The sequence below is a fragment of the Methanobrevibacter sp. genome, assembly GCF_015062985.1.
GTDB lineage: Archaea > Methanobacteriota > Methanobacteria > Methanobacteriales > Methanobacteriaceae > Methanocatella.
The window spans coordinates 98925-125380 of sequence record NZ_SUTI01000001.1 but is presented as its reverse complement, the minus strand read 5'-3'; the positions used below and the strand labels follow the sequence as shown (position 1 = coordinate 125380).

The window sequence follows — 26456 nt, the reverse complement described above, 5'->3', positions numbered from 1 at the left end:
TTTTATGAATAAGCTAAACGAATTATACGATGAAATTGAAAAAATCAGTATTCAACTTGAAGAAGAACCTAAGAATGCAGCCAGAAGAAAATTTAGAATTAGATTAAAAATTAATGAACTCAAAGATGAGAGAGACAATGCGCGTCGTCGTCATGATTTATCATTACAACGAAAATGCGATAAAGAAATTGAAGAACTTGAGAAATATGAAGAAAAAGGATATGAATATAAATTTAAATCAGAAATTGATTGCTATAAAAAAGAGATAATTAATATTATTCTAAATTATTATAAAAATGGCAAAACTATTGAGGATATTATTAAACTTGAAAATATCTCTAAGGATATTTATGAAAATTGGTTTAGTTTAAGCAATTTCGGAAAAAATACTGGTTATTTATTTATTGAGGAAGTTGAAGATGATGAATATTATTGGATTTATTCTAATCCAATAAATGAAATATCATTTAATTCTAAATATCTTGAAGAATTAAAATTTAAAATTAAAGAAAATAATGAAATTTTATATATTTTTAATTATGATTTAGCAAAAGAATCAGATAAACGAAATTTAAAGATTCACCAAAAAACTATAATGAATAAATTAAATACTTTGGAATTAAGTAATCCTAAATTTCCTAAGGAAATTTTTAATTATTTAAGTGAGTATGGTGATAAATTTAATGAAAATCAGATAGTTAGATTATGTGAAATAATGATTAAAAATCCTAAAATGAATCATTATGCTAAATATTTTAATGAAATTCTTGATTTGAATAATAATTACTTTGATGATACATTTTATGATGAAAATTATGAAAAAATAGTTGATAGTATACTGGAAAATTGTAAAGGGGATAATTATTCAATAGATGACATGTTTTCATATTTGAAGGAGTATGCTAATAAATTTACTAAAAACCAACTAATTGAATTACGTAATATGTTAGTTAAGGAAAACAATATTTCCTATTATTCTGATGATTTCAATCATATTTTAAGGGTTAATAAAAACAATATTGATTCTAAATTTTTTGATGAATTTTATAATGATTTGATTGATAATCATATTCAAAAATTAAATAATAACAGTTTTATATGGGAATATGAATTATTTAATGATTTAAAAGAATATGCTGATAAATTTAACAAAAAACAGTTAACAGATTTATGTAACTATGCTATTTTTAAATGTAATATTTCTAAGTATTTTAATGAACTAAATTATATTTTGGAAATAAATAAAGAGAAATTTAGTTTAAATTTTTTCGATGAATTCTATGAAAAGTTTATAAATATTCGTATTGAAAAATTAGACAATACTGATTTGGATTTCAATGACCGACAATTAATATTTAATGATTTATGTGAATATGCCGATAAATTTAGTAAAGAACAAATAACTATCTTGTCTAATTGTGTTATTGAAAGAGAATACATTTTTGAAGATTATAATCAATTTAATAATATTCTAAAGGTTAATGAGGATAATTTTGATATCAATTATAAAAAAATTATTGATTTAGGAATTAATAAATTAGATAATCCTAATTTAAATTGTGAAGAAGTATTTAATATATTTGGATATTTAAAATCATATACCACAAATTTTTCAAAAGGTCAGTTAAATAATTTAAGTGAAACAGTAATCAAAAATGTGAATTTATGTAGTTTTGTCAAGGATTTCACATATATTTTAAAAGAAAACAATTTTGAATATTATGAAGAATTATGTTCTAATCTTATTAACATCAAAATTCAAACTTTAAATAATTTAAATTCCAAATTTAATTCTAAAGAGATTACGCATGATTTAAAAGATTTATCAAATAAATTCAATGAAAAACAATTAAATAAATTATCCCAGATTGTTATTGATAATGTTAATATTTGTAATTTTTCATCTGACCTAAAATATATTTTTGATTTTAATACTGATAAATTAGGAAATTTTAATCATGAAAAATTTTATAAAGATTTTATTGATAGTAGAATCAAATTATTAGATGGATCTAATAATGATTTAATCAATTCACAATTATTTTTTGACTTAAATGCCTATTCTAAATGGTTTACTGAAGATCAAATCAACACATTATGTGAAAAGATTATTGAAAATAATTTAGTTTCATATTTTGATGAGAATTTTATGAACTTTTTAATAAAAAATATAGATGTTTTTGATGAAAGTATAACAAAGTATATTTATCAGATGATAATTGATTATAAATTAAATGAATTAAGAAAACTTACTTTTGGTTTTTCAACTGCCAGGCATATTTTAGGATTTTTAAAAAATTATGCATCAGAATTCACTGATTTGCAAATGAAGAAATTATGTGAGCTAGCTCTCCATAATGATCAAATTTATAATTGTGATACTTGCAAAGATAATTTAAAATTTCTTTTAGAGAAAAATAAATCTTTAATTGACAGTGAATTATATAATAGGGTATTTTTAAAAAATGGATTATCTTAAATAATAAAAAATTTTATTTGATAATTATAATCAAAAACTTTATATATAACATCCAACTTACATTTAATGATACAACGGAAAATATGTATCTAACCAACAAATAATGGAGACCATCACTATGGATAGGTATAATGAATTTGAATTAAATGAAGATTTCATGGATGACATTGAATTTTTACGCTTTGAAAAAATGATTGAAGAAAGAGAATCATATGAAGAAAAATTTCTATCAATGGAGCCATATTCTCCATGCGATGAAATCGACTCTTCAATTAGGCAATATGAAATTCAAATTGATGATTATGAATTAATGCATGACGATTCAGAAGATTTTGATTTGGATTATCCTTTTGAATATAATGATTTAATCATGAAAGAACGTGATAAAAAACTGATTAAAGAGCGAGAAGAATATGAATTAAATCATTCTGAAATTGTTCTGGATTATTTTGCTTTAAATGATTTTTTTGAAGTGCAAATTGCTGCTATGGAAGAAGATAAATTCATTGAGATAAATGGCTATGATTATGATTATAAATATGAACCCGAATATGAAGATTATGAATATGATCAATATGAAGAGGATATGTTTTGGAAACTTTTTTATCTCAAAGAAAGCCAATTCACATCACAACCTTGCGGATGTGCATATTTAGATTATATGCCTAATGATAATGGATTTTGTGATTATCTCGACTGCTATGACTATCCGGAAGGTCCTGATGAAAATCTTTGTGGAATAAATTATTATTAAAACCAAATTGGAGGAACAACCATGACCATAAATGTAAATTTTAATCAAATTAGAGTGTTTGCTCAAGGAATTTTAACCGAAGGAGGAATTTAAGTTGATTTTGGACTATATTTCTCATAAGCATTTTTTAAATGCACATGATAAATACAATGATGGTGATTATGACTATTACAGCATCTATATGGAAGAGATAAATTATTCAACATTCATCGCACCAACTGTTGAAGAAAATCTAATTTTTGCAATGGATGGAGATGAAAAATTCATTCCACTTTTCACAGATATGGATGAGTACAAAAAGATGTTTGGGTCAGATGAAAACATAAGTCCTAAATGGCATGATTTTGATCATTATCTTGAATCAGGCATGCAACTGACTGTCAATCCCCTCACAGAGCATATAGAAATTGATTTGATGGGATTCATCGGAAAGCCTAAAACACCTTATTTTCCAATGAACTTTACACAAAGAACATATGGGATGTCTGATTTAAGACTATTTGCCGATAAATTCACCAACAGGGATTTGGCAGAATTTTTAAATGATCCATCAGCAGTTCATGAAGATAGAATATTATTTAAAAAAATGGCAAACTCCATATTATTTTCTCCATGCATTCTTAAAAGCCCAGAGGAAATCGTTGATTTAAAAGGCATTGAATCTCAATTAATTTTGACAAAAAATAATTATCTAGAACTTTTCACAAGTAAAGATAAAATTAAAAAAGAGCATTACACCCATATGCAGGTTGTTAATCTGAGAAATATCATTGAAGCAATAATAAGATGTGATTATAATGGGATTTTAATTGATTCAGATAATTATGTTGATAGAAATTCATTGCTGTTAAACTTTGATGATTTTAAGGAAAATTATGATGATGATAAGTATGCAAAAGCAGAAGATTGGGCATTTAAACTTTAAAGCCCAATATAATTCAAAATATTTTTAATTTCATCGTCATTGAGTATTTCAAGGGATTTTGATTCACATTCATCGAGTATGTTTTCGATTTCAGGTGTGCTTCTCTCTTGAATCAATTCATATCCATGTTTGGAAGCCACTAATTTCAAAACGTAGCTTGATAAGTATATATCATCGATGTAGCCATAGGGACCATATATATTTTCAGGGATAACATCGTCGGGAGTTACATAATAAGCAATAGCACCGCAAATTGGCAACTTTAAAGAGTGATCAATATCGCAGTTGAGCAAATCGCATAATAACTTGAATAAACATGGTCCATAGTCAATAAATGATTCATATTCACCGGCATATGTTTCCAGGTTTTCAACTAATGTGTCGTAGAAATCTCTAAAAGCCTCTCCCATCATTTCACCTTGATAATTTATATGCTTTTGCTCATATTTAAACATTCATAATTTATAAATAAGATATTAACACAATATTTATACGGAGGTGTAAACTGTGTCTAACTTTGATTTTTTAAAGGATTACGATAAAAAATTATATAAATCTGCCATTAAGATTGAAGAAAGCGTTAAGAATTCACCCGGTGCGGTTCAAAAGTATGCAACACCGTTTTTACAGCGCGTATTGGAATTGCTGATGGCAGAAATTGGTCAAAAATTTAACTCACGGAAAGATTTTTACTATCAGTTGGATGCAGTTTACAGAGAAGGCAAGATTAAGTATGGCTTTAAGGATAAGATCTATGAGGCATATCAGCTAAGAAACCGCCTTCATGATGATATTGAAGAAATGGAAAGAAGCGAACTTATGATTGTCAAGCAATTGCATAAAAAGTTGTTTTATATTGCTAAAAAATTATATGTTGATTTCAATCCGGATTTTGAGAAATCTGAAGGAGTTCCTGACTTTAAGCCTATTGAAATAGACACTTCTGAAAGGGAGTTGGATTTGATTGAAATTCCTGATTTTTCTGAAGTGATTGATATTGACTATGATTACTGTATTGTATGTGGTGAACCTAATCATTCCAGTTATTCCCTATGCTGTGAAAAATGCAATCGCATTATGGATAATGCCAATAATTTCATATCAATTAGAAATCATTTCGGTAAGAATTCACAATTCAAAAAGCAGGATCTTATTGATTATGGCATACCTGAAGGTTATGTCAATCAATTGGTAAGCTCAATGGTTCGAGAAAAGATGCTAGAAGTCAAAGGTATTAACATTGGATTTAATAATATGCATCTTGATGAATATCTGACTAAAATAGATAATTATATTTCTGTTTGCGAACTAATTACTAAATTTAGGGAGAATAAATTAACCCCTTCTGAGATAAAGCAGACCCGCGAGTATAAGCTTGGAAGCCGAAGGGAAAAAGCTTTTTATCAATTTTACAAAATTGTCAATCGTGAGATTAAATATATTTTTGAAAATTATCTTCTAACTAATCGGGATATTTGGAAAAGCATTGATTACTCTACCATTACCCAAGAGCAACTTAAACGGTGGTATGAAATTAATTTAGGTTATTATCAAAGAGGCCAATATAATGAATCCTTTAAAGTATTTAATAATTTGTTAATTGAAGAGTATCTGAATTTAGCAAGGCAAGGTATACTTGAAGATGAAATAAGAAATAATTTGAATGTTTCAGATGAGGTTTATGACTTTTGGATTAGATATGATGGAAATTTCGAAAGAAAGCTAAAAGAAATAAAAATTGATCTGTTGTCCCAAGCGATTAAAGACGGTAAAACCAAGCCTGAAGTGATTGAATATGCTGGTGTCACACCAACAGAATATGAAAATCTCATTAAATTTTCAGATTTTAAGGATAATGACTTTTCAAAATTAAGAAATCAGGAGATAAATTCTAGGAAAAAGGAATTTATTAAATATCTATTTAATTTTGATTTGAAAATAGCATGTTCAAAAGCTAAATTAACTGTTGAAGATTTTTATGACTTTTATGAAAATGCAGATATCAATTCCCAATTTTACATAAAATCAACAAGAATTTTAATGGATAAATATTTAACTCAAAGGCGATTGGGCAAAACCAATGATGAAGCAATTAAAAGGGTTGGCATTAAAGATATCTATTTGCAGCGTTGGCTTTCAAGATCTGCTTATTCTTATTTTAAAGATGAGAATATGAAGGTCACTGTCGATTTGATTATTAAGGGCTTTAAACAAAATAAACCATTGGATGAAATCGCTAAAACTGTCGGAATCAAAGTTGAAGCAATAACTGGCTATATTGATTTGGGTGAACGCGGGTCTGGAATGTATGGACCATTATTTGAATATTATGAATCTAAAATCATTCCGAAAAAATTATCTAAGTTTTTAAAGGTGGTTGAATCCAAACCGATTAGAAAAGCACTAGAATCATCAGATTTGAATAATAATGAGTTAAATAAATATTATGAATTAGGCAAATCAGGAGATGAAAGATTCACTGATTTTTATAACGAATTTTTAGAAATTAAAAAGAGAACCTATGTATATCTCAAGGATAAAGGAAAAAACCATAAAATCGCAATGAAGGAATCTCAATTAAGCGAAGAGGAATATGTTGAATGTAAAGATGATTTGGAGAGATTATTAAGGTTAATTAAATTCAATATTGTTCTTGACACAGTTAAAAATAAAAAAACATCAAATGTTGCTGCGAGTAAAGCGAGATGTAGCGTTGAGGAGATATACGAATGGTACTTTAAGGGTCGTGATGGAGATGAGGAATATAAGGAATTTTATGAGGTTTTCCATAAGGCATATGTGAAGCCTAGTGCAATTCCTATGCAGGAAAAATTGGATAATGATAATGCATCTATAGAAAGTTTGATTAGAAGCAATAAAGAGTTGTATACAAGAAAAGATGTTGATATATGGTTAAAAAATGGCATAATAACTCTTGGTGTATTTAATTTAGATAATAAGGAGGATGATGAAGAAGATGATGAAGATGATTCTAAGAATAATAAGAATGAAGTGAAAGAGGTTAATCTTAGGCAATTCCATCGAATGACCACCAACAGAAGTTCTTTGGGTAAGATCAATAAGAAAGATTATGATGTTGAAGAGCTCAAAAAACAAATTCTTAAAAAATGATGTTTTTTAGAAAAATTACTTTAAAAACAAAATATTTATATATGATGAAAAACTAATATTAATATACCGTTACAAAATCATTCGCCTTTATACAAACGCCACATAAATATAGACAACTGTCATTATGAATATAAGAAAAGATTTAGCGCAAGCAAACAGACTAGTTTTTTTACGAAAGGATATTGAAGCAATAGGAATTTATGAAAAATATTATAAGGAAAACCCTGAAGTTTTCACAAAAAAAGACAGGATTTCATATGCCTGGGCTATTTATAGAACACATATAAAAGACAATAAGGACGAATATGAACTCTTTGACTATGCCGAATTCATAACAGAGATTACAAATCAGGCTGATTTAAGCAAGGTTTCAACCTGTCCGTACACATTTTCCGTCTTTAAGGTAATGAAAAAGCTTAAAAAAGAAAATGACTTTTTCAACTTGGTCTATTGGATTGAAAAGATAGATCCCGATTTGCTCGGTCCAAACAAATCAGATTCCAATGGGACAGGATCCAACTCCCGAAAAGAGAAGTATTTCGAATATGCTTCAAAAACCTATTTTGGCCTGCAAGACTATGAGGAGTGCATCGAGGTATCCGAAAGGGCTCTGGAATCCCTATCCACCTTCACCAATGACGGCGATACCTGGCACCGCTGGAGAATAGCCAAGTCACTAGGCAGATTGGACCAAAATGAAGGGGCTTTGAAGTATCTCAATGAAGTCATCAAGGTAAAGCATGACTGGTACATCTACAGGGAACTGGCGGAAAACCATTTTGCATTAGGCAATCGGGAGGAAGCCCTGAAAAATATCTGCGAAGCGGTATTGGCTAAGGGTCCGGCAGACAAGAAAGTCAATCTTTACGGTTTGGTCTATTCTGTCCTTAAAGATTCAGAGCCTGAAATTGCCTTAAGGCATGCGGAATTGTATTATCTGCTCAAACTGGAAAACGGCTCAAGAAACATTTTGGAAGAGATTGAAAATCTGGATATTGATGAGGATACATTGGAAATGTTTAACCTGACAGCTCAAATCAAAGACTACTGGATGAAGTTCAAATTCAAAGACCAGGAACTTCAATACGGTACCGTTACAAGATTTTTTGAAGACAAGAACTATGGATTCATAAGGACCGATGATGACAAGTCACTCTTTTTCCACAGAAAGGAATTCAAGGGCGACACCATTTATGTGGGTCAGTTGGTTTCATTCTATACGGAAAAGAGATTTGACAAATCCAAAAACAGTGAGTCATTGAACGCCGTAAACGTAAGGGGGGAATAATCATGTTTTGTCCGAAATGTGGAAATGAATTGGACCTTTTTGCAGACAAATGTTTGTCATGCGGAAAAAACTTCAGTGGCATGTCCCTGGCACAAAGGAAGGAGCTTCAAAGAAAACCGCTCCTTCAAAAATCCATTCCTAGGCTCAGGAATGAAAAGCCAAGCTTCACAAAGCAGCTGAGTGCGGTAATGGGGCCGAAGACCACCAGCACCAGAATAGAGTACAACAACGGATATGCAACACCTGAAGGCATGTCCATCACAGGAAAGAGATTGAGGAAAGGTTCCTTTAAGAAGAGAGCGAACAATGAGGGCACAGGTTTCAGGCTGCCTTCATATGGATTGGGTGAATACCCTTACTAGGCAGGTGATATGATGCATAGGGAATACATTAGGCATGAGCATTTAAGAGGAATTCTAAACGAAATGGAATTCAGTGAGGATGTGCCGGATGAAACCTTCGAGCTTTTGTTCGGCGAATTCGAACATTCATCACTGATAATCGCCGGAGATTTGATAAGCGATAAGCCGGGCATGATTACCGTTGAGCTTGACGGGGGCAGCTATGCCCTGCTTTTCACTGACATGGATGAGTTCAGAAAGGCAATAGCTCCCGGTGAATCAGTGGCTCAGGACAATCTCTTCGGCATGTACAAGTTGATGCTTCCAAAATTGGATTTGGACGGATTCATCCTCAACATCCAATCCGAAGGGTTCATCTTCCGCAACGAGATGTTTGAGCTGATTGACTATATGCCAATCATCAAAGCATCTTCCGCCGAGCCGTATACAACCTTTGAGCTTAAGCAGATCAGGGATTCCATGAACAATGAAAGCATCGAGGCCTTTGTTGAAAACCCCAATAATATCGGCAGATATGAGGAGCTCTTTGAGGAGATGTCAAACTCGACCATGCTTACAATGGTATTGTCCGACAGGGACCTTTTGCCTGAAGGCCATGAGGGAGTCATAGAAACTGAGGAAGCGGGACCCAACGGATTTCTGCACATGGAAACTCTTGGCGGGACCTATGTGGCGATGTATACCTCAGAGGCCAAGATGGCCAATATAGATACGCCGCTGAATAAATTTTCGCAGGTCATCAATCCGGCATTGATTACATATTTCGTCCTTAACAATGATATGGATGGATTGATCATAAATCCGAATTCGGATGATGTGCTGATTACAAGGGAAGTCCTTTTGGAATATTCCCGTCTGATTCAGCTGACATGCAACGACCCGAAGCTCACTACAGGGTTGAGGCATATGTTTGCAGTCGAAGAGGGGGCATGACTATGGAAGATGTAATTAGATTAAGCATCCAGGAAATCGTCAGGGACTTTGAGGAACTTGTCAGGTACGACGAGCGCCTGGATACATATTTCGATTTCAAAAAAGCAAAGGAAAAAGACATAAGGAACTTCTCAAAAAGGATGGAGGAACTTGCCGTAAAGTATATTCCGAAATCTGTGGATAGGATTAAAGCCGAATCCGGAGATGATGAATATGAAAGGGGATTGGCACTCTACAAAACCCTTTACGGCAATTTTGTAGAAATCTTTGAGAAGCTTCTTTAGGGCCATCACATACCAATGATTGAGTTTATATGAACACCACATGATGATTTAAGGAAAGTAACATATGAATAAGGAAAAAAATAATCTAATTGAGGATTGCAGCACAGACATGATGAGAAAGCCATACATCAAACATGAAAACCTGCGAAAGGCACTTGAGGAAATCTGCTTCGGTGAAGATGCTGATAAGGACACTTTCGAAAGAATTGAAAATGAGCTCAAGCATTCCTGCCTGATAGTTGCTGCAGACATGTCCGAAAGCTCCCTGAACTTCAGGGTCCATGAAAACGGGGATGAGCAGTATGGGGTCCTGTTCTCCGATATGGACGAGTTCAACAAGACCTTTTCAAATGACGAGTGTGAATCCCATTCGATGGACTTTCTGTTCTATCAGCTGGTCATCCGTGAAGGCATGCTTGACGGTTTTGTCCTGAACCCCGAAAGCGAATGCCTGCTTTTGAAAAAGGATCTCTTTCTGGAGATTGATGACCTTCCGGAACATCAATTCAGCAACAGGGATGCCTTCTCAACCGGCGAGCTGAAAAAGCTCAAGGAATCAATAGACAACAGCGATCTGGAGGAGTTCGTCAGAAATCCGAACAATATCGGAAATTATGCTGGACTGTTTGAAAAGATATCAGATTCCACCCTGCTTACCCTGATGCTTTCAAGGGATGACCTAACAGAATACGCTTCTGACGGCATCATTTCACAGTTCGAGACAGGGCCTTTGGGATTTCTCTACATCGATGAGGTAGGGGGAAACTATGCCACAGTATACACTTCAGAGTCCAAGATAGGCAATGTCCAGACTCCCTTCAACAAGTACTCACAGATTGTCAACTTCTCCCAGATGACAAACTTTGTCCTCAACGATGACATGGACGGCATCATAATCAATCCCAATGCCGAAAACATCATACTTTCAAGGGATGTCCTTCTTGAGTACTCCTCCCTTCTTGAAAAGACATGCAACGACTCCAGACTGAATACTGCAATATTTCACATGTTCCTGATTGAGGAGGATGAAGGAATTAGCCCATAAGTTTTTTATAATTTAACCACAACATATTATTAAATGACAAGCTGGTGATAAGGATGGATGAATGGAAAGTGGGAGACCCTGCAGACTGGGGAGACAGCGTCGGCGTTCCCGACATCCCATATATGGGATATATGGATGATGATGAAGACAATGATGACTTCAGAAAAGGTTCGAGAAAGTCACGGGCGGAAAGACTTTGCGATGAAGCATGGGACCTGTGGCAGAAAGGCCAATACAGGGACGCACTGGAATCCATCAACGCTGCAATTCATGATAACAATCAGAATCCCGAATTTTATAATGTCCGTGCAATCATCCGCCAGGATCTGCACCAATATGAAGATTCCCTCAATGATTATAACAAGTCACTTAGAATGCAGGGTTCACAGGTTGTCAGAAACAACAAGGCACATCTGCTTTATCTGATGTCAAATGAGGAAAAGTTATTCACAGGCAATTTTGAAAGAGGGCTTGAACTTATCAATGATGCATTGAAACTCACGGATGACGATTTTGACAGAAAAACATTTCTGAGAAGAAAAGGCGAATTTCTGGACAAGTTAGGTAGAAAACTGGACTCAGCAATCTGTTTTCTGCTTGCATCTGAAAGCTATGACCTGATTGATGAGGTGGAAAGACAGACAAAGATTCTAAAGGATTCCAATGAAACATTCATATGCATTGCAGGAACAGAGTTTTTCAAAAAAGACAAACCTCTAAGTGAAGGTATGGTTGTCAGCCTCGTAAGGGAGAGCGATAACGAGCATGACCCTGATGCCATACTTGTCAGGCATGAGGGAAAACCGGTCGGTTATGTTGCAAATTCCAGTTATACACTAATCGACGAAGCAAAAAGCGCAAGTGAAATCAAAGACACAATCAAAGACTGTCAGAAGGCAAAGATACTGTTTACATATCTTGCCGAGTATATTGTTGCAAAACTTATTTAGGAGGTTAAACTATGGAATGTCCATCATGCGGAAAGGAATTTGAATATGAATACCTAAATGACAAGTGCCCCTACTGCGGTGTAGAACTGGAGGACTGGCAAATCTTTATTGACTGTCCCTTCTGCGACTCCGTGCTTGACTGGGAGAGCAAGTTCGATGAATGTCCGTTCTGCGGCTCCCCTACAGGAGAATATGTTATATATTGCGAGTACTGCGACTCATATATAGACTGGGATGGCAGCGAATGGGTATGCGAGGACTGCGGAAATGAAGGTGAAGAGGAAGAGGAAAAGGAAGAGATCGTCAACATCATAAGGGAAGCGCCACATTGTCCTGAATGCGGCTCTGAAATGAGTGATGGCGGATACTGTGATGTCTGCGGATGGCCGAACAATCAGGGATGGATTGGCGAAAACTATTAAATCCTCTTTTTTTTTAATTTTTCATTTCAAAATTCAACACAGACATTACTTTTCAAATGCTCTTGGAAAAATCCTATTTATTAAATGAATCATATAAAGATAATATAATGACAAGCTGGCAATATAGCGATTACTCTAAAATCAATCCTGAAGTTCGAAAGCATTTTCCGTTCACTAATCCTAGGGCAGGCCAGCTTGAAACAGTTTCTGAAATCCTTGAAGCAATAGATAAGGGATATAAGTATATCATTCTGGAAGCCGGTACCGGAACAGGAAAATCCGCGATAGCGGCAACCCTTGCTTCACTTTCAGATTCATCATATATTTTAACCATCACCAAGCAACTTCAGGACCAGTACCTGAGGGACTTCAGCAATTTCCGTGTAGTCAAGGGAAGGGCCAACTTCAGCTGCAGAAAATATGAAAATGCGCTTGTCCCGAAACCCTGCAGCGAGGGAAAATGCATTATCGAGGGCCATGACTGCAAATATTCACTTAAAAACAGGAAAAATGAGATAAATCAGGCAAACACCTGTCCATACTATTACCAGAAATACCTTGCCTTGAATGCAAAATCGGTCATCTCAAACTATCCCTACCTCTTTTTGGAGCTCAATTATGTAAAGGACTTTCAGAGAAGGGACCTTATGATATGCGATGAGGCGCATAACCTCGAGGCAATGCTGATGGACCAGCTGACACTTGAGTTTTCAAAGGATGACCTCGAGGAGTACCTCCACTTTGATTTGAGCGAGGAACTTATTGAGGAGCTCAGCACCCAAAACTACACCAGATGGATGAAGTTCATAAATGAAGTCCAGGAGGAATACGCAAGGGAACTTGAAAAGCTCGAATCCCTCAAAAAGGATGAGCTTCTAGAAAAGATTTCTTTCATAAAGCATCAGATAAGCGACTGCAAACGCTTCACTGACAATCTCATGATTGATCCAAAATCCTGGATTTTTGACTATGACGATTCCTCAGAGATTGCCGAGTTCAAGCCCCTTAAGGTGGACCATTATGCAAGGGAAACCCTGTTTGAATATGCAGACACTGTCGTTTTCATGTCCGCTACAGTTCTTGACTGGGAACTCTTTAGCGAGTGGCTTGGTATTCCCGCCTCAGATATATATGCAATAAGGCGAAAAAGCCCCTTTGACATCAAAAGAAATAGGATAATTGCATATGACGGCCATAATCTTTCAAGAAACTTCATAAGAACCAACGCTCCAAAGACCATTGATACAATAAATGACATTCTCAAAAAACATGAAAACGAAAAGGGCATCATCCACACTGTCAGCAGCAGATGCATGGATTACCTTTTGGAAAACATTGAAAGCACCAGACTAATCGGGCATGACTCTAAAAACAGGCAGCAGCAGCTTGAAGACTTCATCGTTTCGGATGAGCCGTCTGTACTGGTTTCCCCGTCAATGGGTGAGGGTGTCGACCTGCCGGGAGACCTCTGCAGATTCCAGATAATATATAAGATTCCCTATCCGGACTGGGGAGACAAACAGATTAACAGACGGGCAAGCATCGACCCCGACTGGTATGACTTCAAGACATGCCTCAATCTTGTCCAGACCCACGGAAGGGGAATGAGGGATGAGGACGACTACTGCACAACATACGTCATAGACAGCCGATTCAGGCAATATGTGAGAAGCGGCCTTGCAAACAGGTTCCTGCCAGATACCTTTAAGGAGGCCATCGAAGACTACTCGACAGACGAAAAGGAAAAGCAAAAGCTTATTGAAATCGGCGACTCATACATTGAAAACCAGGAATTCGAAAAGGGATTCTATTTCTTCAGAAGGCTTCTCAAAAACGACCTCTTTTTAAACGACGACTATCCCTATCTGAATCTCTCAAGGATATATCGGGAAGCCAATCTCTATGAGCAGGAGCTTCAGCTCATCATGAAATTCCTCAATTCAGGCATAGAAACCTCAAACGGCGAATATTTCAGGAAGAGACTGGACGCGCTTGCCGATATGGGTTATTTCTGATTAATGTTAAACACAACTTATTTATCCTTAATTACATTATATATTAATAGAAAAAATAATTCGGGTATCTTCTATGTTAGAGTGGACTGTTTGTAAAAATTGTGGAACAATATTGGATAGCTCACAGGACAGCTGTCCGAACTGCAAAAGCGACATTGAAAAAATTCACATGGACTATCTGGCCGGTTATCTCACCGACCTGAACTTTCTTGTAAAGACATTGTCAATATTCACACCGTACTGCGATTCGATAAGGGATTTGGAAAATGTCACATTGGAAAGCCTGATAATCGACGATCTCTTCAAATATTTCGCATATCTCGGTTTGGGCGACGATAAGATAACGGACAACGAACTGGAATTCATAAACTCACTTCTAAACGCAAGCTTTACAGAAGACGACATACTGCCGCTGACAGAGCAGAAGATATCCGATGAGATGCCGCTGTCATTCAAGTGCCTTCATGAGCTTGACATGTACGGCATGAACTTTGACATGCATGAGCTCAACAGCGCAAATGAGCTCTTCAACTGCTACAAAATCTTCGGTAAATTCTTCATAACCGTAGACAATGAACTCAACGTGGACGTATTCAATATATACAATGACTATATCTCAGGCCTTGAAGAGAAGCTCAAAGATGAAAACGTTGACGTAAAAGCAATAAGACTTAATGAAACGGGAAGTGTTGAGGAACCTCAGGATGAAAGCTCACTGGAGGAGTATCTTGAAGAGCTGAACAAGCTTGTCGGCCTTGAAAAGGTTAAAAAGGACGTCAACTCCCTCATCAACCTGGTGCAGATTAGAAAAATCAGACAGGAAAGGGGGATTAAGCAGCCCGCAATGAGCCTTCATCTGGTTTTCAGCGGAAATCCTGGAACTGGAAAGACCACAGTCGCAAGACTCCTGTCAAAAATATACCATGCAATAGGACTTCTCTCAAAAGGGCACCTCATAGAAACCGACCGATCAGGCCTTGTCGGAGGCTATGTCGGCCAGACCGCAATAAAGACCCAGGAGGTAATACAGTCCGCGCTGGGCGGAATACTTTTCATCGACGAGGCATATTCCCTTACATCAAAAAGCGAAAACGACTACGGATCAGAAGCAATCGACACATTATTGAAAGCCATGGAGGACCATCGTGACGATTTGATTGTCATCGTTGCAGGATATCCCGCACTGATGGAGAAGTTTCTGTACTCAAATCCGGGACTGGAGTCAAGATTCAACAAGTTCATCTATTTCGAGGACTATAACGAGGATGAGCTCTACAATATATTCTGGCTGATGTGTGAGGAATCCAACCTGACTTTGGACGCCGCTGCCGATAAGTATATAAAGGACTACTTTAAAAGATTATATGAAAATAGGTCACCTAACTTTGCCAATGGTAGAGCCGTAAGGAACCTGTTTGAGGAGGTCATTACTAATCAGGCAAATAGATTAGCTCCTAAAAGCAATATAACCGATGAAGAATTAAATACGTTAACATACGAAGATTTTTTAGTTGATGAAAATGACTGATAAAATTTGTAATAATTGCGGAAACAAGGTAAGCGGCACTGCAAACTTCTGTCCAAAGTGCAAGTCAACATCATTTCGAAATGTATATGAAATAACAAGGCCCAACAACAGTCTTGTCTACAGGCTGTTCTACAACTATCAGGACAGCTACTATATACTGTCAAAATCAAAGATTGCTGCGATTCTGGTATTTCTGCTCTTCATGACATTCGTACTGGAATCACCTGCTGTGATTTTCTTTGCAGCGGTAATTGCTGCGCTGGTATATGCAATCGGATATTCCATCCACAAAATCATAGGACATGACCACTTGCCTAAGGCCATTGCCGAAAACAACAATTACGGCCTCATTCCTGACCTGAAGCATCTCTTCTTCTACTGGCAGGACAAGACCACAGGCGAGTTCACACCGTCAAAAACAAAGATAATCACTGTTTTAATATTCTTGCTTTTCGCTTCCATCGGGACAATGTTCAGCAAACCTATTCTGTTTTCACTGATCGTGTTCGGACTGGTATTTGCAACCCCGGCATTCTTTGTGGGATATGGAATCCACAGGATTACCACTTCAGAGCCGGTCAAGGAAATCATTGAAAGCACACAGCCTGAAAGGCCAAAAAAGGAAGTGAAGGTCGAGCCGCAAAACAGCATCCATGAGTTCGACAAGTACAGAACAAGACTCAGCGAACTGAAGATAATGTATGAAATCAAGGAGAAAAATGCAAGAAAACTGATTGAAAAACGTTTTGAACCGCCGCAACTGACCTATGACAGGTTCATGGCCTCCGTTGAAAACTCAAACAGGATGTTTGCCCACCACGCCGAAGCGGTATCAAACATTCTTGACCTGGCGACAGACGACAGCGAAAAGATAGACAGGGAAATCAACTCCAGAATGGATATTCTTGAATCCCTTGTCGCCAAGATGGACGAGCTTGTAAACGAGCTGGTTTTAAGCCTCAACGGTGAAGACGAAAACGACAACGTTTCAGACTTCCTACATGATTTCGACAACATTATAGATTCAGTTAAAGACTACTGATTAAAATGATCAAGAAAACTCTGATGGCATTAGTGGCACTCCTCATCCTGATGAATGCCGCAGGCGCCATCGATTCATCAAACTGGAGCACGGTGAATGTGGGATATGAAAGCTTCAGGATTCCTCCGGAATATGAAAACCCATACAGTTCAGACTTCAACATGTACGAATACGATGAGGACATTGACGTTTTCACAATCAGATACGTCAATCCAAACATCATGAGCCTCTACGGATACTTCCTTGAAAAGTATCCCGAAAGGAAGGTGACTGTTGAAGGCCATGACGCAGTCCACTTCACATATCATGACAGGAAGGACTCAACCAACAATTCAATCCTCTGGTTTTCCGCAGGAGAGGAGTTCTACTATATCAACTGGATTGGCCACAACATCACACCGGCCATCAGGGAAGTAGTAAAAAGCGCATCAGATTCAAAATACAGCCATGACGAATTCTATCACAAACTTAATGAAGAATATCAAAATTATAAGATAATACACGCAATCGAATCTCAGAGTTTAGACTATCCGAAAGACGATTCATCACATACCTTTGTAACCGTCGGAACAAACGGTATCGGAATCGGAAAAATATTTTAGGTGATAACATGAGCGATGAAATTCCAATCAGAATCAAAGCAAAAGAAGACAGGAAAAACCCAATCAAAGACACCATCAAGTTTACAAAAGGCATTGTGGAAGACACAGCCAACATGATCTTTCCTGAAAAGGAAGCTAACACCTTTCCTCAAAAGGGATATGAGGAGTCCCTTGAATATATAAGAAAAAACGGCAAGTCACGCGTCGAGTTTCCGGTCAATTCCAAATCAAAGGAAACCCTCACCAACATACTTTCACCTGATGTTTTGGGAAGTGCAAAGGGAATCATCGGCACTGCCGCAACCGTGGGACTGATAGGCTCCACCTTGGGAAAAGGTCTAGTTCTTGCAGGCGCCGGAGCATTGATAGGAAGCATTATTGCCAAAAATTACGATGACATCACATGGGTTTCAACAGAACTGGTACTCCTTGATGAGGAACTGGTCATCTCAGGAAGATTCACGCTTCATTTTGATGAAATAAAATACGTCGGAATTGAAAAGAACGAAACCGACGAGCTTCTGGTCATCACACTCAAGGATAGCGCTTTGGGCTGCAGGACATATAACGCAAAGGCCCTGAAAACAGCAATTTCCGAGAAGATGGATAAGTATTATAACAAATAATCGACAAATCTAGAACTGATGACAAACCACAAACACCTGAGAAACGTAGTTGAGGACATCTATTCAAACGACAATGTGCTGAGCGAAGAGCTCACTTTTCGCCTCATAAATGAATTCAGGTATTCAAACCTTTATATTCCTGCAAAAAGGCAGGACAATACCCTGAATTTCATAATATATGAGGATGAGGAATCCAAAATCACACCGCTGTTCACAGATATTGATGAATTCCATAAGTTCTACAAATCTGCTGAAGGCATTCAGATTCTTCAAAATTCCTTCGAGCTCTATCAGAATATCCTGAAGACCACTGACATTGAAGGATACATCCTCAATCCTGCTTCTGAAAAATACCTCTTTAAAAAGGAGTTCATTTTGGCAATTACAAATATACCAAAGACCAATTTTTTTACAAACAACCCCTACACTCCCGAGGAACTTATTGATTTGAAAAAGTCAATCGACAACACAGACCTTGAGGATTTCATCTCAAACCCTAAAAACATTGGTGATTATGAGGGGCTTTTCGAGAGGATGGCCGGCTCAAGGCTTCTTGGGCTGATGCTTTCAGATTTGAAGCTTCACGGAGATATCATATCGCTTAAGGAAAGGGGACCGGTTGCATCAATGTACACCGACAATGTCGGCGGAAGCTATGCAACGGTATTCACATCTGATGAGAAAATGCAGGCGATTTCAACACCAAAAAACAAATACTCCCAGATTGTAAACCTTGCCACACTGGTGAATTTTCTCCTCACCGAGGATATGGACGGGCTCATCATCAACCCCGAAACGGACAATGTACTGATTCCGAGAAACGTTCTTCTTAAATATTCCCTGGGCTTTGAAAGGTATGCCAATGACGAGAGGCTATTCGAATCAATATTCTATATCTTTGAAATCTGATTTTATCACAAAATTATAATATCATGTTCGCAATAAATATTATTGTGGAAATCGTTATTTTTCCCGGAAAAATTAACTGCCATAAATAATGAAATTCCAGTTAATAATTCAACATGTTATGATAAAAATATTGATTTGATTAATGATAACTTCAATTTAACCAATTGATAGATGATTTGAGAAATAATTGATTATTGATATGTAGATGAGATTAGAAAAAAGGTGATAAGATGACAAAATTCTGTCCGTTCTGTGGTGAAGCACTGGTTGATGAAGCGAAATTCTGCAAAAGCTGCGGCAAAAGCCTGGAAAATATAAACTTCAACAACAATACGCAGCAAACCGGCTACAGTCAGCCTTACAGTGTTCCGGTCGTTGAAAAAAGCCACACTGCAGCTATAGTTCTGGGTTATGTATTTGCATTTCTCATTCCGTTGATAGGTTTGATTATTGGCATTTATCTCGCAACCCGCAATGACTCGCAAAAAGCCAAAAGACATGGAATATTTGTATTGATAGTGGCCATTGCGGTTTGGGTATTGAACTTTATCATCATCGCTAGTTAGGTTAAACCATGATAAGCATAAGAGATCTTTCAACCTATTGCAGGGTGGATGCTGAAAAGAAATTATTGGTTGGTGAAGCGCTACAAAAGGAATCCATAAAAAGTTTGATGCTGAATCAGCTTGACTATTCAGCGGATTATTCTTATTATGACGCCATTGAACAGACAAAATACTGTCCGAAATGCCACCGTAAATTTCCGCAGGAGGAAAACTTCTGCCCGGACTGTCTTGTCAGCCTCAAAACAATAAAGGATATTGACGTAAAGCTGATAGAATCCCATCCTGAATTCAACTTCACCAAATCAATGGAATACACTGATTTTGATGAGATATTTTCCCGCGAAAACTTTGAAATGATTGACGGATTCGACTTCAAGATAAGGGACTATAACGCAATCATCAGAAACATCAGACAATCATCAATTCAAACATTCGACAGCCTCATAAAGGAGAATGAAATCCTTCTCGATGAGCTGAGCATCACCGACAAGGTGCTTCTCTATTCAAAGTCATTTGTCGAAGTCGACTACAAGTCATACGGAGCTGAACTGGGATACTTCAAGTTCAACCGAATCACAATAGACGACAGGCTAACAAGATCCCTTCAGATAACAACCCTCATTCATGAAATCTCACACTTTATTTTAAATGAAATAGTCACCCAGATATTATGCACAGTGCTTGACTGCTCCAAAAACTCTTTGATGCAATCCATTGCAGTATTCATAATGTCCTATTCACCCTTCACACGCCTTATTGATGAATATGCAGCACACACAACAGAGGGAAGGTTTACCGTATACGGCTATCAGGACTACTCATCATTCATACAGATTGAAAAATCCCTTGACGGAGAGATGGGTCCGGATGAAATCGAAATAACAAAATCAATCGGAAACACCTTTGCCATATCCATAAAGGAGATTCTTGAATCATACCTGGACGATGACATGAGATCAGACATCAATGAACTCTTTTTGGATGAAGTCACCGAAAGCCCTAATTACAGGATGCTTGCCCTTGAAAACTGCGACAGGCTCACAAGAGACGGCTTTCTAAAGGCAATATGGCTTGTCATATCTGAAGGCTTTGAGATGGCCTCACAAAATATAGCTAAGCTTAAGGAATATGAAACCTATTTTTAAATATCTTGAAAACATATTGAATACCATGAACATCAAGGAAAGAATTATACAACTGAACTATGAACACACAGGCAAACAGGCCGATGTAAACGAACTTCTTTTAACACTTATTTCAAAATTCCAGCTCTTTGAGCCTTGCATCTATCTTTCTGAAGATGAAAACTGGCTTAATGTTGCAATAATCTCATTGGAAAACGAGGAAGTTTCACAGTCAATGTCAATTCTCAAAAAGGAACTGACAGCTTTCGGAGTATTCAACAAGCAGGACATTGAAATCGAAATACCTCAAATGGGATCAGAGGATTTGTATCAATGATGGAAATTTTTCTTTATTCAGATTTTGATGTGGAGGAAACCACCTCAAAAATCAACAGGGTCATGTCAAGGTGGTCAATAAGGTTTCTCGACATTAACGGCCCGACCTGGAGCATCTTTGACCATGATATGGAAATCCGCTACGTCCTGCATTTTGAGGTTGACTTCAAAGACATTGAAACCAGAATAAAGCTTGAAGATTTGAAACTCAACGTCATCCATCACATAGAATCGCTCAGGGACGATACCACATACAGGGATAATCTTATAAGCGCCGTATTTTTGAAATAAAAAAAAGAAAAAAAGAATTAATGATTAATTCTTGTGTTGTAATATCTTACACCATCAACATCGTAAGTGTACCATCTGTTTACGGCATCATCATATTTTTCACCGATAACGGATACATATGAATCAGTTTGAGGCACATATACTTTGTATGTTGTTGTATTGTTGGTAACATTTGTCACATTGCGTGGTGAATTGTCACCTACAGTCTTATTGGTGTCGTTTGCATTTATGGTGCCGATATTAATGAATTTTGTTGTGTTGTTGTTGGTTGCATTCAAGTCAAGAGGTGAATGATTGTTCATCATGCTGTATGCAGCAACGCCAACCAATGCAACAACAAGTATTGCAATTGCAATCAAAATTATGTTTTGAGTTTTCATGATTTACACCTTATATTTAATATTTAAATCAACTACTATATTAATCTGACACATCATAGTCGTCAATAATTATATAGTCGAATTCAGGGTGTTTGGCTTTGATTTTGGAAATTATCTCATTTTTAACCTTTTCCCTGTCCGCATCAAAGTCGACTATTATGTCGAATGAGGCGAGATTTCTATCCTCATACACCAGAAATCCATGGATTTCAAGAATTTCCTCGTATTCTGATGCAATCATCTCCAAATCATTGCGTATATCCTTGTACTTCTCGTTTCGCGCATATATGCCGACGGTCAGTATGATGGAGAACTCCTCAAAGATCTTATAGGCGATGCTTCTTGTTAGTGAATGTATCTCAAGTGCGGTCAGTGAGTCATCCACTTCAATGTGGACAGATCCCTGCATGTCCTCAGGCCCGTAGTTGTGAAGGGTCAGGTCATATGCGCCGTAGACTCCAGGCACTTCAAGAATTGAATCCTTGATTTTTCGGGAAAGCTCAGAATCGATTCTTGCACCGATCATGCTGTCCAGGGTTTCCCTCAGCATGTCTATACTTGCCTTTATGATTACAAATGAGATTATGACCCCCAGTATTCCCTCAAGGGATATGTGGAAGAATATTGAAATTATAGCCGCCACCAGTGTTGAAAGGGAAAGTATCGCATCAAAGAATGCATCGCTTCCGGATGCGACAAGCGCCTGTGAGTTGATTGACTCCCCTACACCTTTCACATACCGGCCAAGAAGGAACTTGACCGCAACCGCCACAGCGATGATAATGAGGGAAACTGTGGTGTATGAAGTGACGTCCGGATGGAATATCTTAGGCCATGATTCCATAAGCGCAGTGATTCCCGCCCAAAGGACAATGGCTGCAATAATCACAGATGAGAAATATTCAATACGTCCGTATCCGTAAGGATGGTCCTTGTCTGGTGCCTTTCCGGCCAGTTTTGTCCCGATAATTGTGATAATGGATGACAGTGCATCAGTGAGGTTGTTGACTGCATCCAGTGTAATTGCAATTGAGTTTACAAGTATTCCGATTGTGGCCTTGAATGCAACCAGGATAAGGTTGACAACGATGCCGATAATACTTGTTTTGACTATTTTATCTTGTCTTGACATGATTTAATTTATGTTTTTCAATAAATTTAAATCATTTGTATATGAATTTTAAAAAATTTTAAATATATTCAATTTTAATAATAACTTTAAGGAGGATATTTTCCATGTCAATTTATGATTTTGAAGTAAAAGACGGTGATGGAAACACAGTTTCCCTAAGCCAATACAAAGACAAAGTACTTTTAATAGTAAATTCAGCAACCAAATGTGGTTTCACACCGCAGTACACACAATTGAACGAAATCTACAATGAATTCAACGAACAGGGTTTTGAGATTCTTGATTTCCCATGCAACCAGTTCGGAGGCCAGGCACCCGGAACAACCGAAGAGATCACTGAAGTGTGCCGCTCAAAATGGCTGGTTCCATATACAATTTTCGACAAAATTGATGTGAACGGTGAAAATGCATCCCCGTTATATGAATACCTTAAAAGCGAACAGGGATTTAAGGGATTCACCGGAGAAGGTTCAGGCAAACTTAAGCTTGTCGTCAAGATGAAGGACAGGCACTACAAGGACAACGATGACATCAAATGGAATTTCACCAAGTTTCTGGTTGACCGCCAGGGCAATGTCACCCAGCGCTTTGAACCGACCGAAAGTTTAGATGATGTAAAAGAAGCTATCAAAGCTCTTTTATAATACTTTTTTTCATTTTTCCCGATAGGGAAATATTTTTATTCTTTTTCTCCAATAATATTAATTAGAGGTGCATATATGGGTTTCAATGTTGGTGTTATTGGTGCTGGTGCATTCGGAAGTGCGATTTCACAGCAGCTTAGTAAAAATCTTGATGAGGTAATATTGCTTTTGAGAAACGAAAATCTTTGCGATGACATAAACTCAAAGGGCTATAACACCAAATATTATCCTAACGTCAAGCTGAACGACAATATCCGTGCAACCCTTGACATCAGCGATTTGAAGGACTGCGATGTAATATTTCTCACAATTCCATCATCCGCCTACAGATCCACATTGGACGATTTGAAGAAAGTTCTAGCAGATGATGTGATTCTTGTAACTACCGCAAAAGGGATAGAATATCCTTCCCTTAAAACCATGTCCAAGATAATTGCCGAATATCCGTTCAAAAACATCGTTGCACTCTCAGGACCTAATTTTGCATCGGAAATAATGCTTAACCTGCCGTCCATCACAAACATTGCATCAAGTGATATCGAAAGCTCAAGACGTGTAAAGGAGATTCTTGAAAGCAAACAGTTCAAGGTCAAGATAATAGATGATATGGAAGGAATCGAGCTTTGCGGTATTCTGAAAAACATCAATGCGATAGCCAACGGAATATGTGAGGGGCTCAACATCAATGAAAATGCAAGGTTTGCCGTGCTGACCAAGGGTTTCAATGATACTGTAAGAATAATCGAATCGGTCGGAGGCAAATCCCAGACAGTTCGCGAATACTGCGGATTCGGAGACCTGATACTTACAGCCACATCAAAGGAAAGCAGAAATCATACATTGGGAGTCCTCTACGGCCAAAGACTCATCATCAATGAGAATGCAAGCGGAATAGTATTTGAAGGCAAAAACTCAATCAGGGCAATAAAGGATATCTGCACTGAAAACGCCGTTGAAAGCTGCATCGTTGATTTTGTTTATGATGTAATCATTGAAAAGGTAACTCCGATTCAGGCATTCAATAAATTGTGGGACAAGTTAGAATGATTTGCGTAATATTATCTGCTGGAATGGGAAGAAGGCTCATGCCACTTACCCGTGACATTCCAAAGCCGCTGCTTGAGATAAACGGGACAACACTGCTGGAGCGTATGATTAGAAACTGCATGAATTGCGAAATAGCTGACTTCATACTCGTTGCGGGATACAACAAGGAGAAGGTCCATGACGCTGCGAAATCTCTTGAGGAAAAATACGCCATTTCAGTCAAGGTAATGGACAATGATGAATATGACGTTACCAACACTTCAGTTTCCACATATATTGCAAGCTCATATATTGAAAACAACTGTCCCGATGATTTCATATTAATCAACGGAGACAATGTCGTCGACCCCCAAATAATTGAAGACATTGCCGGGACCAATAATACCGCAATGGTTGTGGACAACTTCAAAATGCTCAACGAGGAATCATTTAAGCTAATCATCGAAGACGGAATAATAAAAGAGATTGGAAAAGACATTGACATATATTCCTCAACAGGGGAATTTATCGGCATTTCAAAAGTCGTGAAAAAGGATATCAATGCATTCAACGATATATTGGGCGAATTGATTGAAGAGGACAGGCAAAACTACTATGACTTTGCATTTAAGGCATTGTCAAGGAAAACTGAAATCGATTATGTTTATACAAACGGGCTTGAATGGACTGAAATCGATGATGCCGATGACTGGCAAATTGCTAAAAAGTTAGTCGACAGGTTCGAAAATTGCCCATAATTTGAAAATAAATATTAACTATTAAATACTAATATAGATATGGTGTACACATGTTTAACAAAATTTTACTGCCAACTGATGGATCAGGTTATGCTGACCAGGAAATAGATAGGGTAACTAAATTAATTGCTGATGATGGGGAAATCATTATTTTATCTGTTGCAGGTAAATTAACATCAAGCGCTTTTCAGAGCAGAAAAAAAGTCAGAAGGGTAAACAAGGAAATGCTGGAAGAAGCAAATGAATGCGTTGAGGCAATGAAAAAAAAATTCCCTAAAGGATATAATCTCAGAACAATGGTCAAAACAGGTTTTGCAGCAGAAACCATCAACAAGGTTGCTGTTGAAGAAGAAGTGGATTTGGTCGTAATATCCTCTTCCGGAAAAAGCGGACTCCACAAGTTCATTCTTGGAAGCGTTGCAGAAGAAGTGTTGAAAACTGCTGAAACCGATGTATTGTTAGTTCATAATGATTAATTAATAGGAGAGTATATTTGATGGATATTAAAAAGATAGCAATTATAGCTGTTGTAATACTAGTTGTGGCTATAGCTGCATTTGCTTATATTTCCATGAATACAGCCGAAACTAAAATCGATATAAATGCAAATTCCACAATTCAGAACGGGGGATACATCTACATTCAGCTTAAAGATGTTTACAGGCATGAAATTCCAGACCAGGTTGTCGATTTGAAGATTTTGGATGATTCAGGATGGGCACATAAATATAATGTCACAACCGATGAAGTTGGACGCGGATACATACAGCTGGCCGGCTTCGACAATGGAAATTATACAGTACATGCTAATTTTAATGGAACATTGTTTTTAAAAGGGTCCCACAACAGTCTTTCCTTCAGGATAGATGACGGTTACTCATATTAATCAATTTTCCTTTTTTT

30 protein-coding genes are annotated in these 26456 nt (G+C 36.9%); 27 read left to right on the top strand and 3 right to left on the bottom strand.

The genetic code is table 11. The annotated features are described in order from the left end of the window. Window positions 1-4: 4 nt before the first annotated feature. From E7Z77_RS00675 to E7Z77_RS00665, 3 genes are all read left to right on the top strand, one after another. Window positions 5-2479: a hypothetical protein gene (locus E7Z77_RS00675; RefSeq protein WP_292749047.1), complete on the top strand. Its 2475-nt coding sequence runs from the start codon at window positions 5-7 to the stop codon at window positions 2477-2479. 118 nt (window positions 2480-2597) lie between these two features. Continuing rightward, entirely contained in the window at window positions 2598-3233 is a 636-nt protein-coding gene (locus E7Z77_RS00670) for a hypothetical protein (RefSeq protein ID WP_292749044.1), read from the top strand. A 94-nt stretch (window positions 3234-3327) separates the two neighbouring features. After that, window positions 3328-4158 carry a hypothetical protein gene (locus E7Z77_RS00665; protein WP_292749042.1) on the top strand — a complete coding sequence of 277 codons (831 nt, stop codon included), beginning with the start codon at window positions 3328-3330 and terminating at the stop codon, window positions 4156-4158. Here the strand turns inward: E7Z77_RS00665 and E7Z77_RS00660 are convergent. After that, window positions 4155-4568 carry a YkvA family protein gene (locus E7Z77_RS00660; protein WP_292749040.1) on the bottom strand — a complete coding sequence of 138 codons (414 nt, stop codon included), beginning with the start codon at window positions 4566-4568 and terminating at the stop codon, window positions 4155-4157. The genes E7Z77_RS00665 and E7Z77_RS00660 overlap by 4 nt on opposite strands. A gap of 97 nt (window positions 4569-4665) precedes the next feature. On the opposite strand from E7Z77_RS00660, the gene E7Z77_RS00655 reads away from it, so the two are divergent. The 19 genes from E7Z77_RS00655 to E7Z77_RS00565 all read left to right on the top strand — a co-directional run bounded on the left by E7Z77_RS00655 (window position 4666) and on the right by E7Z77_RS00565 (window position 21613). Beyond that, complete coding sequence (locus tag E7Z77_RS00655) at window positions 4666-7290, top strand: hypothetical protein (RefSeq protein WP_292749038.1); 2625 nt, start codon at window positions 4666-4668, stop codon at window positions 7288-7290. A gap of 124 nt (window positions 7291-7414) precedes the next feature. Next, entirely contained in the window at window positions 7415-8578 is a 1164-nt protein-coding gene (locus E7Z77_RS00650) for a cold shock domain-containing protein (protein ID WP_292749036.1), read from the top strand. Between the two features lie 24 nt (window positions 8579-8602). Continuing rightward, on the top strand, window positions 8603-8758 hold the full coding sequence (locus tag E7Z77_RS00645) for a hypothetical protein (RefSeq protein ID WP_292749034.1): 156 nt from the start codon (window positions 8603-8605) through the stop codon (window positions 8756-8758). A gap of 8 nt (window positions 8759-8766) precedes the next feature. After that, window positions 8767-8940, top strand: coding sequence for a hypothetical protein (locus E7Z77_RS00640; protein ID WP_292749032.1), 174 nt, complete (start codon window positions 8767-8769; stop codon window positions 8938-8940). 12 nt (window positions 8941-8952) lie between these two features. Continuing rightward, a complete protein-coding gene (locus tag E7Z77_RS00635) occupies window positions 8953-9873 on the top strand; it encodes a hypothetical protein (RefSeq protein ID WP_292749030.1) in 921 nt (306 codons plus the stop codon). Between the two features lie 2 nt (window positions 9874-9875). Continuing rightward, a complete protein-coding gene (locus tag E7Z77_RS00630; protein WP_292749028.1) occupies window positions 9876-10157 on the top strand; it encodes a hypothetical protein in 282 nt (93 codons plus the stop codon). A 64-nt stretch (window positions 10158-10221) separates the two neighbouring features. Beyond that, a complete protein-coding gene (locus tag E7Z77_RS00625; protein ID WP_292749026.1) occupies window positions 10222-11202 on the top strand; it encodes an SseB family protein in 981 nt (326 codons plus the stop codon). A 53-nt stretch (window positions 11203-11255) separates the two neighbouring features. Continuing rightward, window positions 11256-12152, top strand: a complete 897-nt coding sequence (locus E7Z77_RS00620) for an HIRAN domain-containing protein (RefSeq protein WP_292749024.1) — start codon at window positions 11256-11258, stop codon at window positions 12150-12152. Window positions 12153-12163: 11 nt separating this feature from the next. Next, window positions 12164-12574 (top strand): hypothetical protein, encoded by a 411-nt coding sequence (locus E7Z77_RS00615; RefSeq protein WP_292749021.1) that lies wholly within the window; start codon window positions 12164-12166, stop codon window positions 12572-12574. Window positions 12575-12681: 107 nt separating this feature from the next. Further along, entirely contained in the window at window positions 12682-14589 is a 1908-nt protein-coding gene (locus tag E7Z77_RS00610) for an ATP-dependent DNA helicase (RefSeq protein ID WP_292749019.1), read from the top strand. A 73-nt stretch (window positions 14590-14662) separates the two neighbouring features. Beyond that, window positions 14663-16117 (top strand): AAA family ATPase, encoded by a 1455-nt coding sequence (locus E7Z77_RS00605; protein ID WP_292749016.1) that lies wholly within the window; start codon window positions 14663-14665, stop codon window positions 16115-16117. Next, the gene (locus tag E7Z77_RS00600; RefSeq protein WP_292749013.1) at window positions 16110-17159 is read left to right on the top strand and encodes a zinc ribbon domain-containing protein; all 1050 of its coding nucleotides are present in this window, start codon (window positions 16110-16112) and stop codon (window positions 17157-17159) included. The genes E7Z77_RS00605 and E7Z77_RS00600 overlap by 8 nt, the downstream gene beginning before the upstream one ends. A gap of 5 nt (window positions 17160-17164) precedes the next feature. Continuing rightward, a complete protein-coding gene (locus tag E7Z77_RS00595; protein WP_292749011.1) occupies window positions 17165-17761 on the top strand; it encodes a hypothetical protein in 597 nt (198 codons plus the stop codon). An 8-nt stretch (window positions 17762-17769) separates the two neighbouring features. Then, entirely contained in the window at window positions 17770-18387 is a 618-nt protein-coding gene (locus tag E7Z77_RS00590) for a hypothetical protein (protein ID WP_292749009.1), read from the top strand. A gap of 18 nt (window positions 18388-18405) precedes the next feature. Continuing rightward, the gene (locus E7Z77_RS00585) at window positions 18406-19296 is read left to right on the top strand and encodes an SseB family protein (RefSeq protein WP_292749007.1); all 891 of its coding nucleotides are present in this window, start codon (window positions 18406-18408) and stop codon (window positions 19294-19296) included. A gap of 230 nt (window positions 19297-19526) precedes the next feature. Then, window positions 19527-19862: a zinc ribbon domain-containing protein gene (locus tag E7Z77_RS00580; protein ID WP_292749005.1), complete on the top strand. Its 336-nt coding sequence runs from the start codon at window positions 19527-19529 to the stop codon at window positions 19860-19862. 8 nt (window positions 19863-19870) lie between these two features. Then, window positions 19871-21007 (top strand): zinc ribbon domain-containing protein, encoded by a 1137-nt coding sequence (locus E7Z77_RS00575; RefSeq protein ID WP_292749003.1) that lies wholly within the window; start codon window positions 19871-19873, stop codon window positions 21005-21007. Then, window positions 20991-21323 carry a hypothetical protein gene (locus E7Z77_RS00570; protein WP_292749001.1) on the top strand — a complete coding sequence of 111 codons (333 nt, stop codon included), beginning with the start codon at window positions 20991-20993 and terminating at the stop codon, window positions 21321-21323. The genes E7Z77_RS00575 and E7Z77_RS00570 overlap by 17 nt, the downstream gene beginning before the upstream one ends. Continuing rightward, complete coding sequence (locus tag E7Z77_RS00565) at window positions 21323-21613, top strand: hypothetical protein (protein WP_292748999.1); 291 nt, start codon at window positions 21323-21325, stop codon at window positions 21611-21613. The genes E7Z77_RS00570 and E7Z77_RS00565 overlap by 1 nt, the downstream gene beginning before the upstream one ends. A gap of 17 nt (window positions 21614-21630) precedes the next feature. Here E7Z77_RS00565 and E7Z77_RS00560 read toward each other — a convergent pair whose 3' ends face one another. Beyond that, the gene (locus E7Z77_RS00560) at window positions 21631-21993 is read right to left on the bottom strand and encodes a hypothetical protein (RefSeq protein WP_292748997.1); all 363 of its coding nucleotides are present in this window, start codon (window positions 21991-21993) and stop codon (window positions 21631-21633) included. Between the two features lie 40 nt (window positions 21994-22033). Further along, entirely contained in the window at window positions 22034-23125 is a 1092-nt protein-coding gene (locus tag E7Z77_RS00555) for a cation diffusion facilitator family transporter (RefSeq protein ID WP_292748994.1), read from the bottom strand. Between the two features lie 104 nt (window positions 23126-23229). Between E7Z77_RS00555 and E7Z77_RS00550 the strand changes: the two genes are divergently transcribed. The 5 genes from E7Z77_RS00550 (at window position 23230) to E7Z77_RS00530 (ending at window position 26439) form a co-directional block, all read left to right on the top strand. After that, complete coding sequence (locus E7Z77_RS00550; protein WP_292748991.1) at window positions 23230-23769, top strand: glutathione peroxidase; 540 nt, start codon at window positions 23230-23232, stop codon at window positions 23767-23769. Between the two features lie 75 nt (window positions 23770-23844). Further along, entirely contained in the window at window positions 23845-24816 is a 972-nt protein-coding gene (locus tag E7Z77_RS00545) for an NAD(P)H-dependent glycerol-3-phosphate dehydrogenase (RefSeq protein ID WP_292748989.1), read from the top strand. Further along, window positions 24813-25553 (top strand): phosphocholine cytidylyltransferase family protein, encoded by a 741-nt coding sequence (locus E7Z77_RS00540; protein ID WP_292748987.1) that lies wholly within the window; start codon window positions 24813-24815, stop codon window positions 25551-25553. The genes E7Z77_RS00545 and E7Z77_RS00540 overlap by 4 nt, the downstream gene beginning before the upstream one ends. A gap of 50 nt (window positions 25554-25603) precedes the next feature. Then, the gene (locus E7Z77_RS00535) at window positions 25604-26029 is read left to right on the top strand and encodes a universal stress protein (protein WP_292748985.1); all 426 of its coding nucleotides are present in this window, start codon (window positions 25604-25606) and stop codon (window positions 26027-26029) included. Window positions 26030-26049: 20 nt separating this feature from the next. Then, on the top strand, window positions 26050-26439 hold the full coding sequence (locus E7Z77_RS00530; protein ID WP_292748983.1) for a hypothetical protein: 390 nt from the start codon (window positions 26050-26052) through the stop codon (window positions 26437-26439). Window positions 26440-26456: the final 17 nt, after the last annotated feature.

Excerpts from the sequence above, each read along its gene's own strand:
- E7Z77_RS00675 (WP_292749047.1), top strand. The coding sequence starts at position 5 with ATGAATAAGCTAAACGAATTATACGATGAAATTGAAAAAATCAGTATT.
- E7Z77_RS00670 (WP_292749044.1), top strand. The coding sequence starts at position 2,598 with ATGGATAGGTATAATGAATTTGAATTAAATGAAGATTTCATGGATGAC.
- E7Z77_RS00660 (WP_292749040.1), bottom strand. The coding sequence starts at position 4,568 with ATGGGAGAGGCTTTTAGAGATTTCTACGACACATTAGTTGAAAACCTG.
- E7Z77_RS00650 (WP_292749036.1), top strand. The coding sequence starts at position 7,415 with ATGAATATAAGAAAAGATTTAGCGCAAGCAAACAGACTAGTTTTTTTA.
- E7Z77_RS00645 (WP_292749034.1), top strand. The coding sequence starts at position 8,603 with ATGAATTGGACCTTTTTGCAGACAAATGTTTGTCATGCGGAAAAAACT.
- E7Z77_RS00640 (WP_292749032.1), top strand. The coding sequence starts at position 8,767 with ATGGGGCCGAAGACCACCAGCACCAGAATAGAGTACAACAACGGATAT.
- E7Z77_RS00635 (WP_292749030.1), top strand. The coding sequence starts at position 8,953 with ATGCATAGGGAATACATTAGGCATGAGCATTTAAGAGGAATTCTAAAC.
- E7Z77_RS00630 (WP_292749028.1), top strand. The coding sequence starts at position 9,876 with ATGGAAGATGTAATTAGATTAAGCATCCAGGAAATCGTCAGGGACTTT.
- E7Z77_RS00625 (WP_292749026.1), top strand. The coding sequence starts at position 10,222 with ATGAATAAGGAAAAAAATAATCTAATTGAGGATTGCAGCACAGACATG.
- E7Z77_RS00620 (WP_292749024.1), top strand. The coding sequence starts at position 11,256 with ATGGATGAATGGAAAGTGGGAGACCCTGCAGACTGGGGAGACAGCGTC.
- E7Z77_RS00615 (WP_292749021.1), top strand. The coding sequence starts at position 12,164 with ATGGAATGTCCATCATGCGGAAAGGAATTTGAATATGAATACCTAAAT.
- E7Z77_RS00610 (WP_292749019.1), top strand. The coding sequence starts at position 12,682 with ATGACAAGCTGGCAATATAGCGATTACTCTAAAATCAATCCTGAAGTT.
- E7Z77_RS00605 (WP_292749016.1), top strand. The coding sequence starts at position 14,663 with ATGTTAGAGTGGACTGTTTGTAAAAATTGTGGAACAATATTGGATAGC.
- E7Z77_RS00600 (WP_292749013.1), top strand. The coding sequence starts at position 16,110 with ATGACTGATAAAATTTGTAATAATTGCGGAAACAAGGTAAGCGGCACT.
- E7Z77_RS00595 (WP_292749011.1), top strand. The coding sequence starts at position 17,165 with ATGATCAAGAAAACTCTGATGGCATTAGTGGCACTCCTCATCCTGATG.
- E7Z77_RS00590 (WP_292749009.1), top strand. The coding sequence starts at position 17,770 with ATGAGCGATGAAATTCCAATCAGAATCAAAGCAAAAGAAGACAGGAAA.
- E7Z77_RS00585 (WP_292749007.1), top strand. The coding sequence starts at position 18,406 with ATGACAAACCACAAACACCTGAGAAACGTAGTTGAGGACATCTATTCA.
- E7Z77_RS00580 (WP_292749005.1), top strand. The coding sequence starts at position 19,527 with ATGACAAAATTCTGTCCGTTCTGTGGTGAAGCACTGGTTGATGAAGCG.
- E7Z77_RS00575 (WP_292749003.1), top strand. The coding sequence starts at position 19,871 with ATGATAAGCATAAGAGATCTTTCAACCTATTGCAGGGTGGATGCTGAA.
- E7Z77_RS00570 (WP_292749001.1), top strand. The coding sequence starts at position 20,991 with ATGAAACCTATTTTTAAATATCTTGAAAACATATTGAATACCATGAAC.
- E7Z77_RS00565 (WP_292748999.1), top strand. The coding sequence starts at position 21,323 with ATGGAAATTTTTCTTTATTCAGATTTTGATGTGGAGGAAACCACCTCA.
- E7Z77_RS00560 (WP_292748997.1), bottom strand. The coding sequence starts at position 21,993 with ATGAAAACTCAAAACATAATTTTGATTGCAATTGCAATACTTGTTGTT.
- E7Z77_RS00555 (WP_292748994.1), bottom strand. The coding sequence starts at position 23,125 with ATGTCAAGACAAGATAAAATAGTCAAAACAAGTATTATCGGCATCGTT.
- E7Z77_RS00550 (WP_292748991.1), top strand. The coding sequence starts at position 23,230 with ATGTCAATTTATGATTTTGAAGTAAAAGACGGTGATGGAAACACAGTT.
- E7Z77_RS00545 (WP_292748989.1), top strand. The coding sequence starts at position 23,845 with ATGGGTTTCAATGTTGGTGTTATTGGTGCTGGTGCATTCGGAAGTGCG.
- E7Z77_RS00540 (WP_292748987.1), top strand. The coding sequence starts at position 24,813 with ATGATTTGCGTAATATTATCTGCTGGAATGGGAAGAAGGCTCATGCCA.
- E7Z77_RS00535 (WP_292748985.1), top strand. The coding sequence starts at position 25,604 with ATGTTTAACAAAATTTTACTGCCAACTGATGGATCAGGTTATGCTGAC.
- E7Z77_RS00530 (WP_292748983.1), top strand. The coding sequence starts at position 26,050 with ATGGATATTAAAAAGATAGCAATTATAGCTGTTGTAATACTAGTTGTG.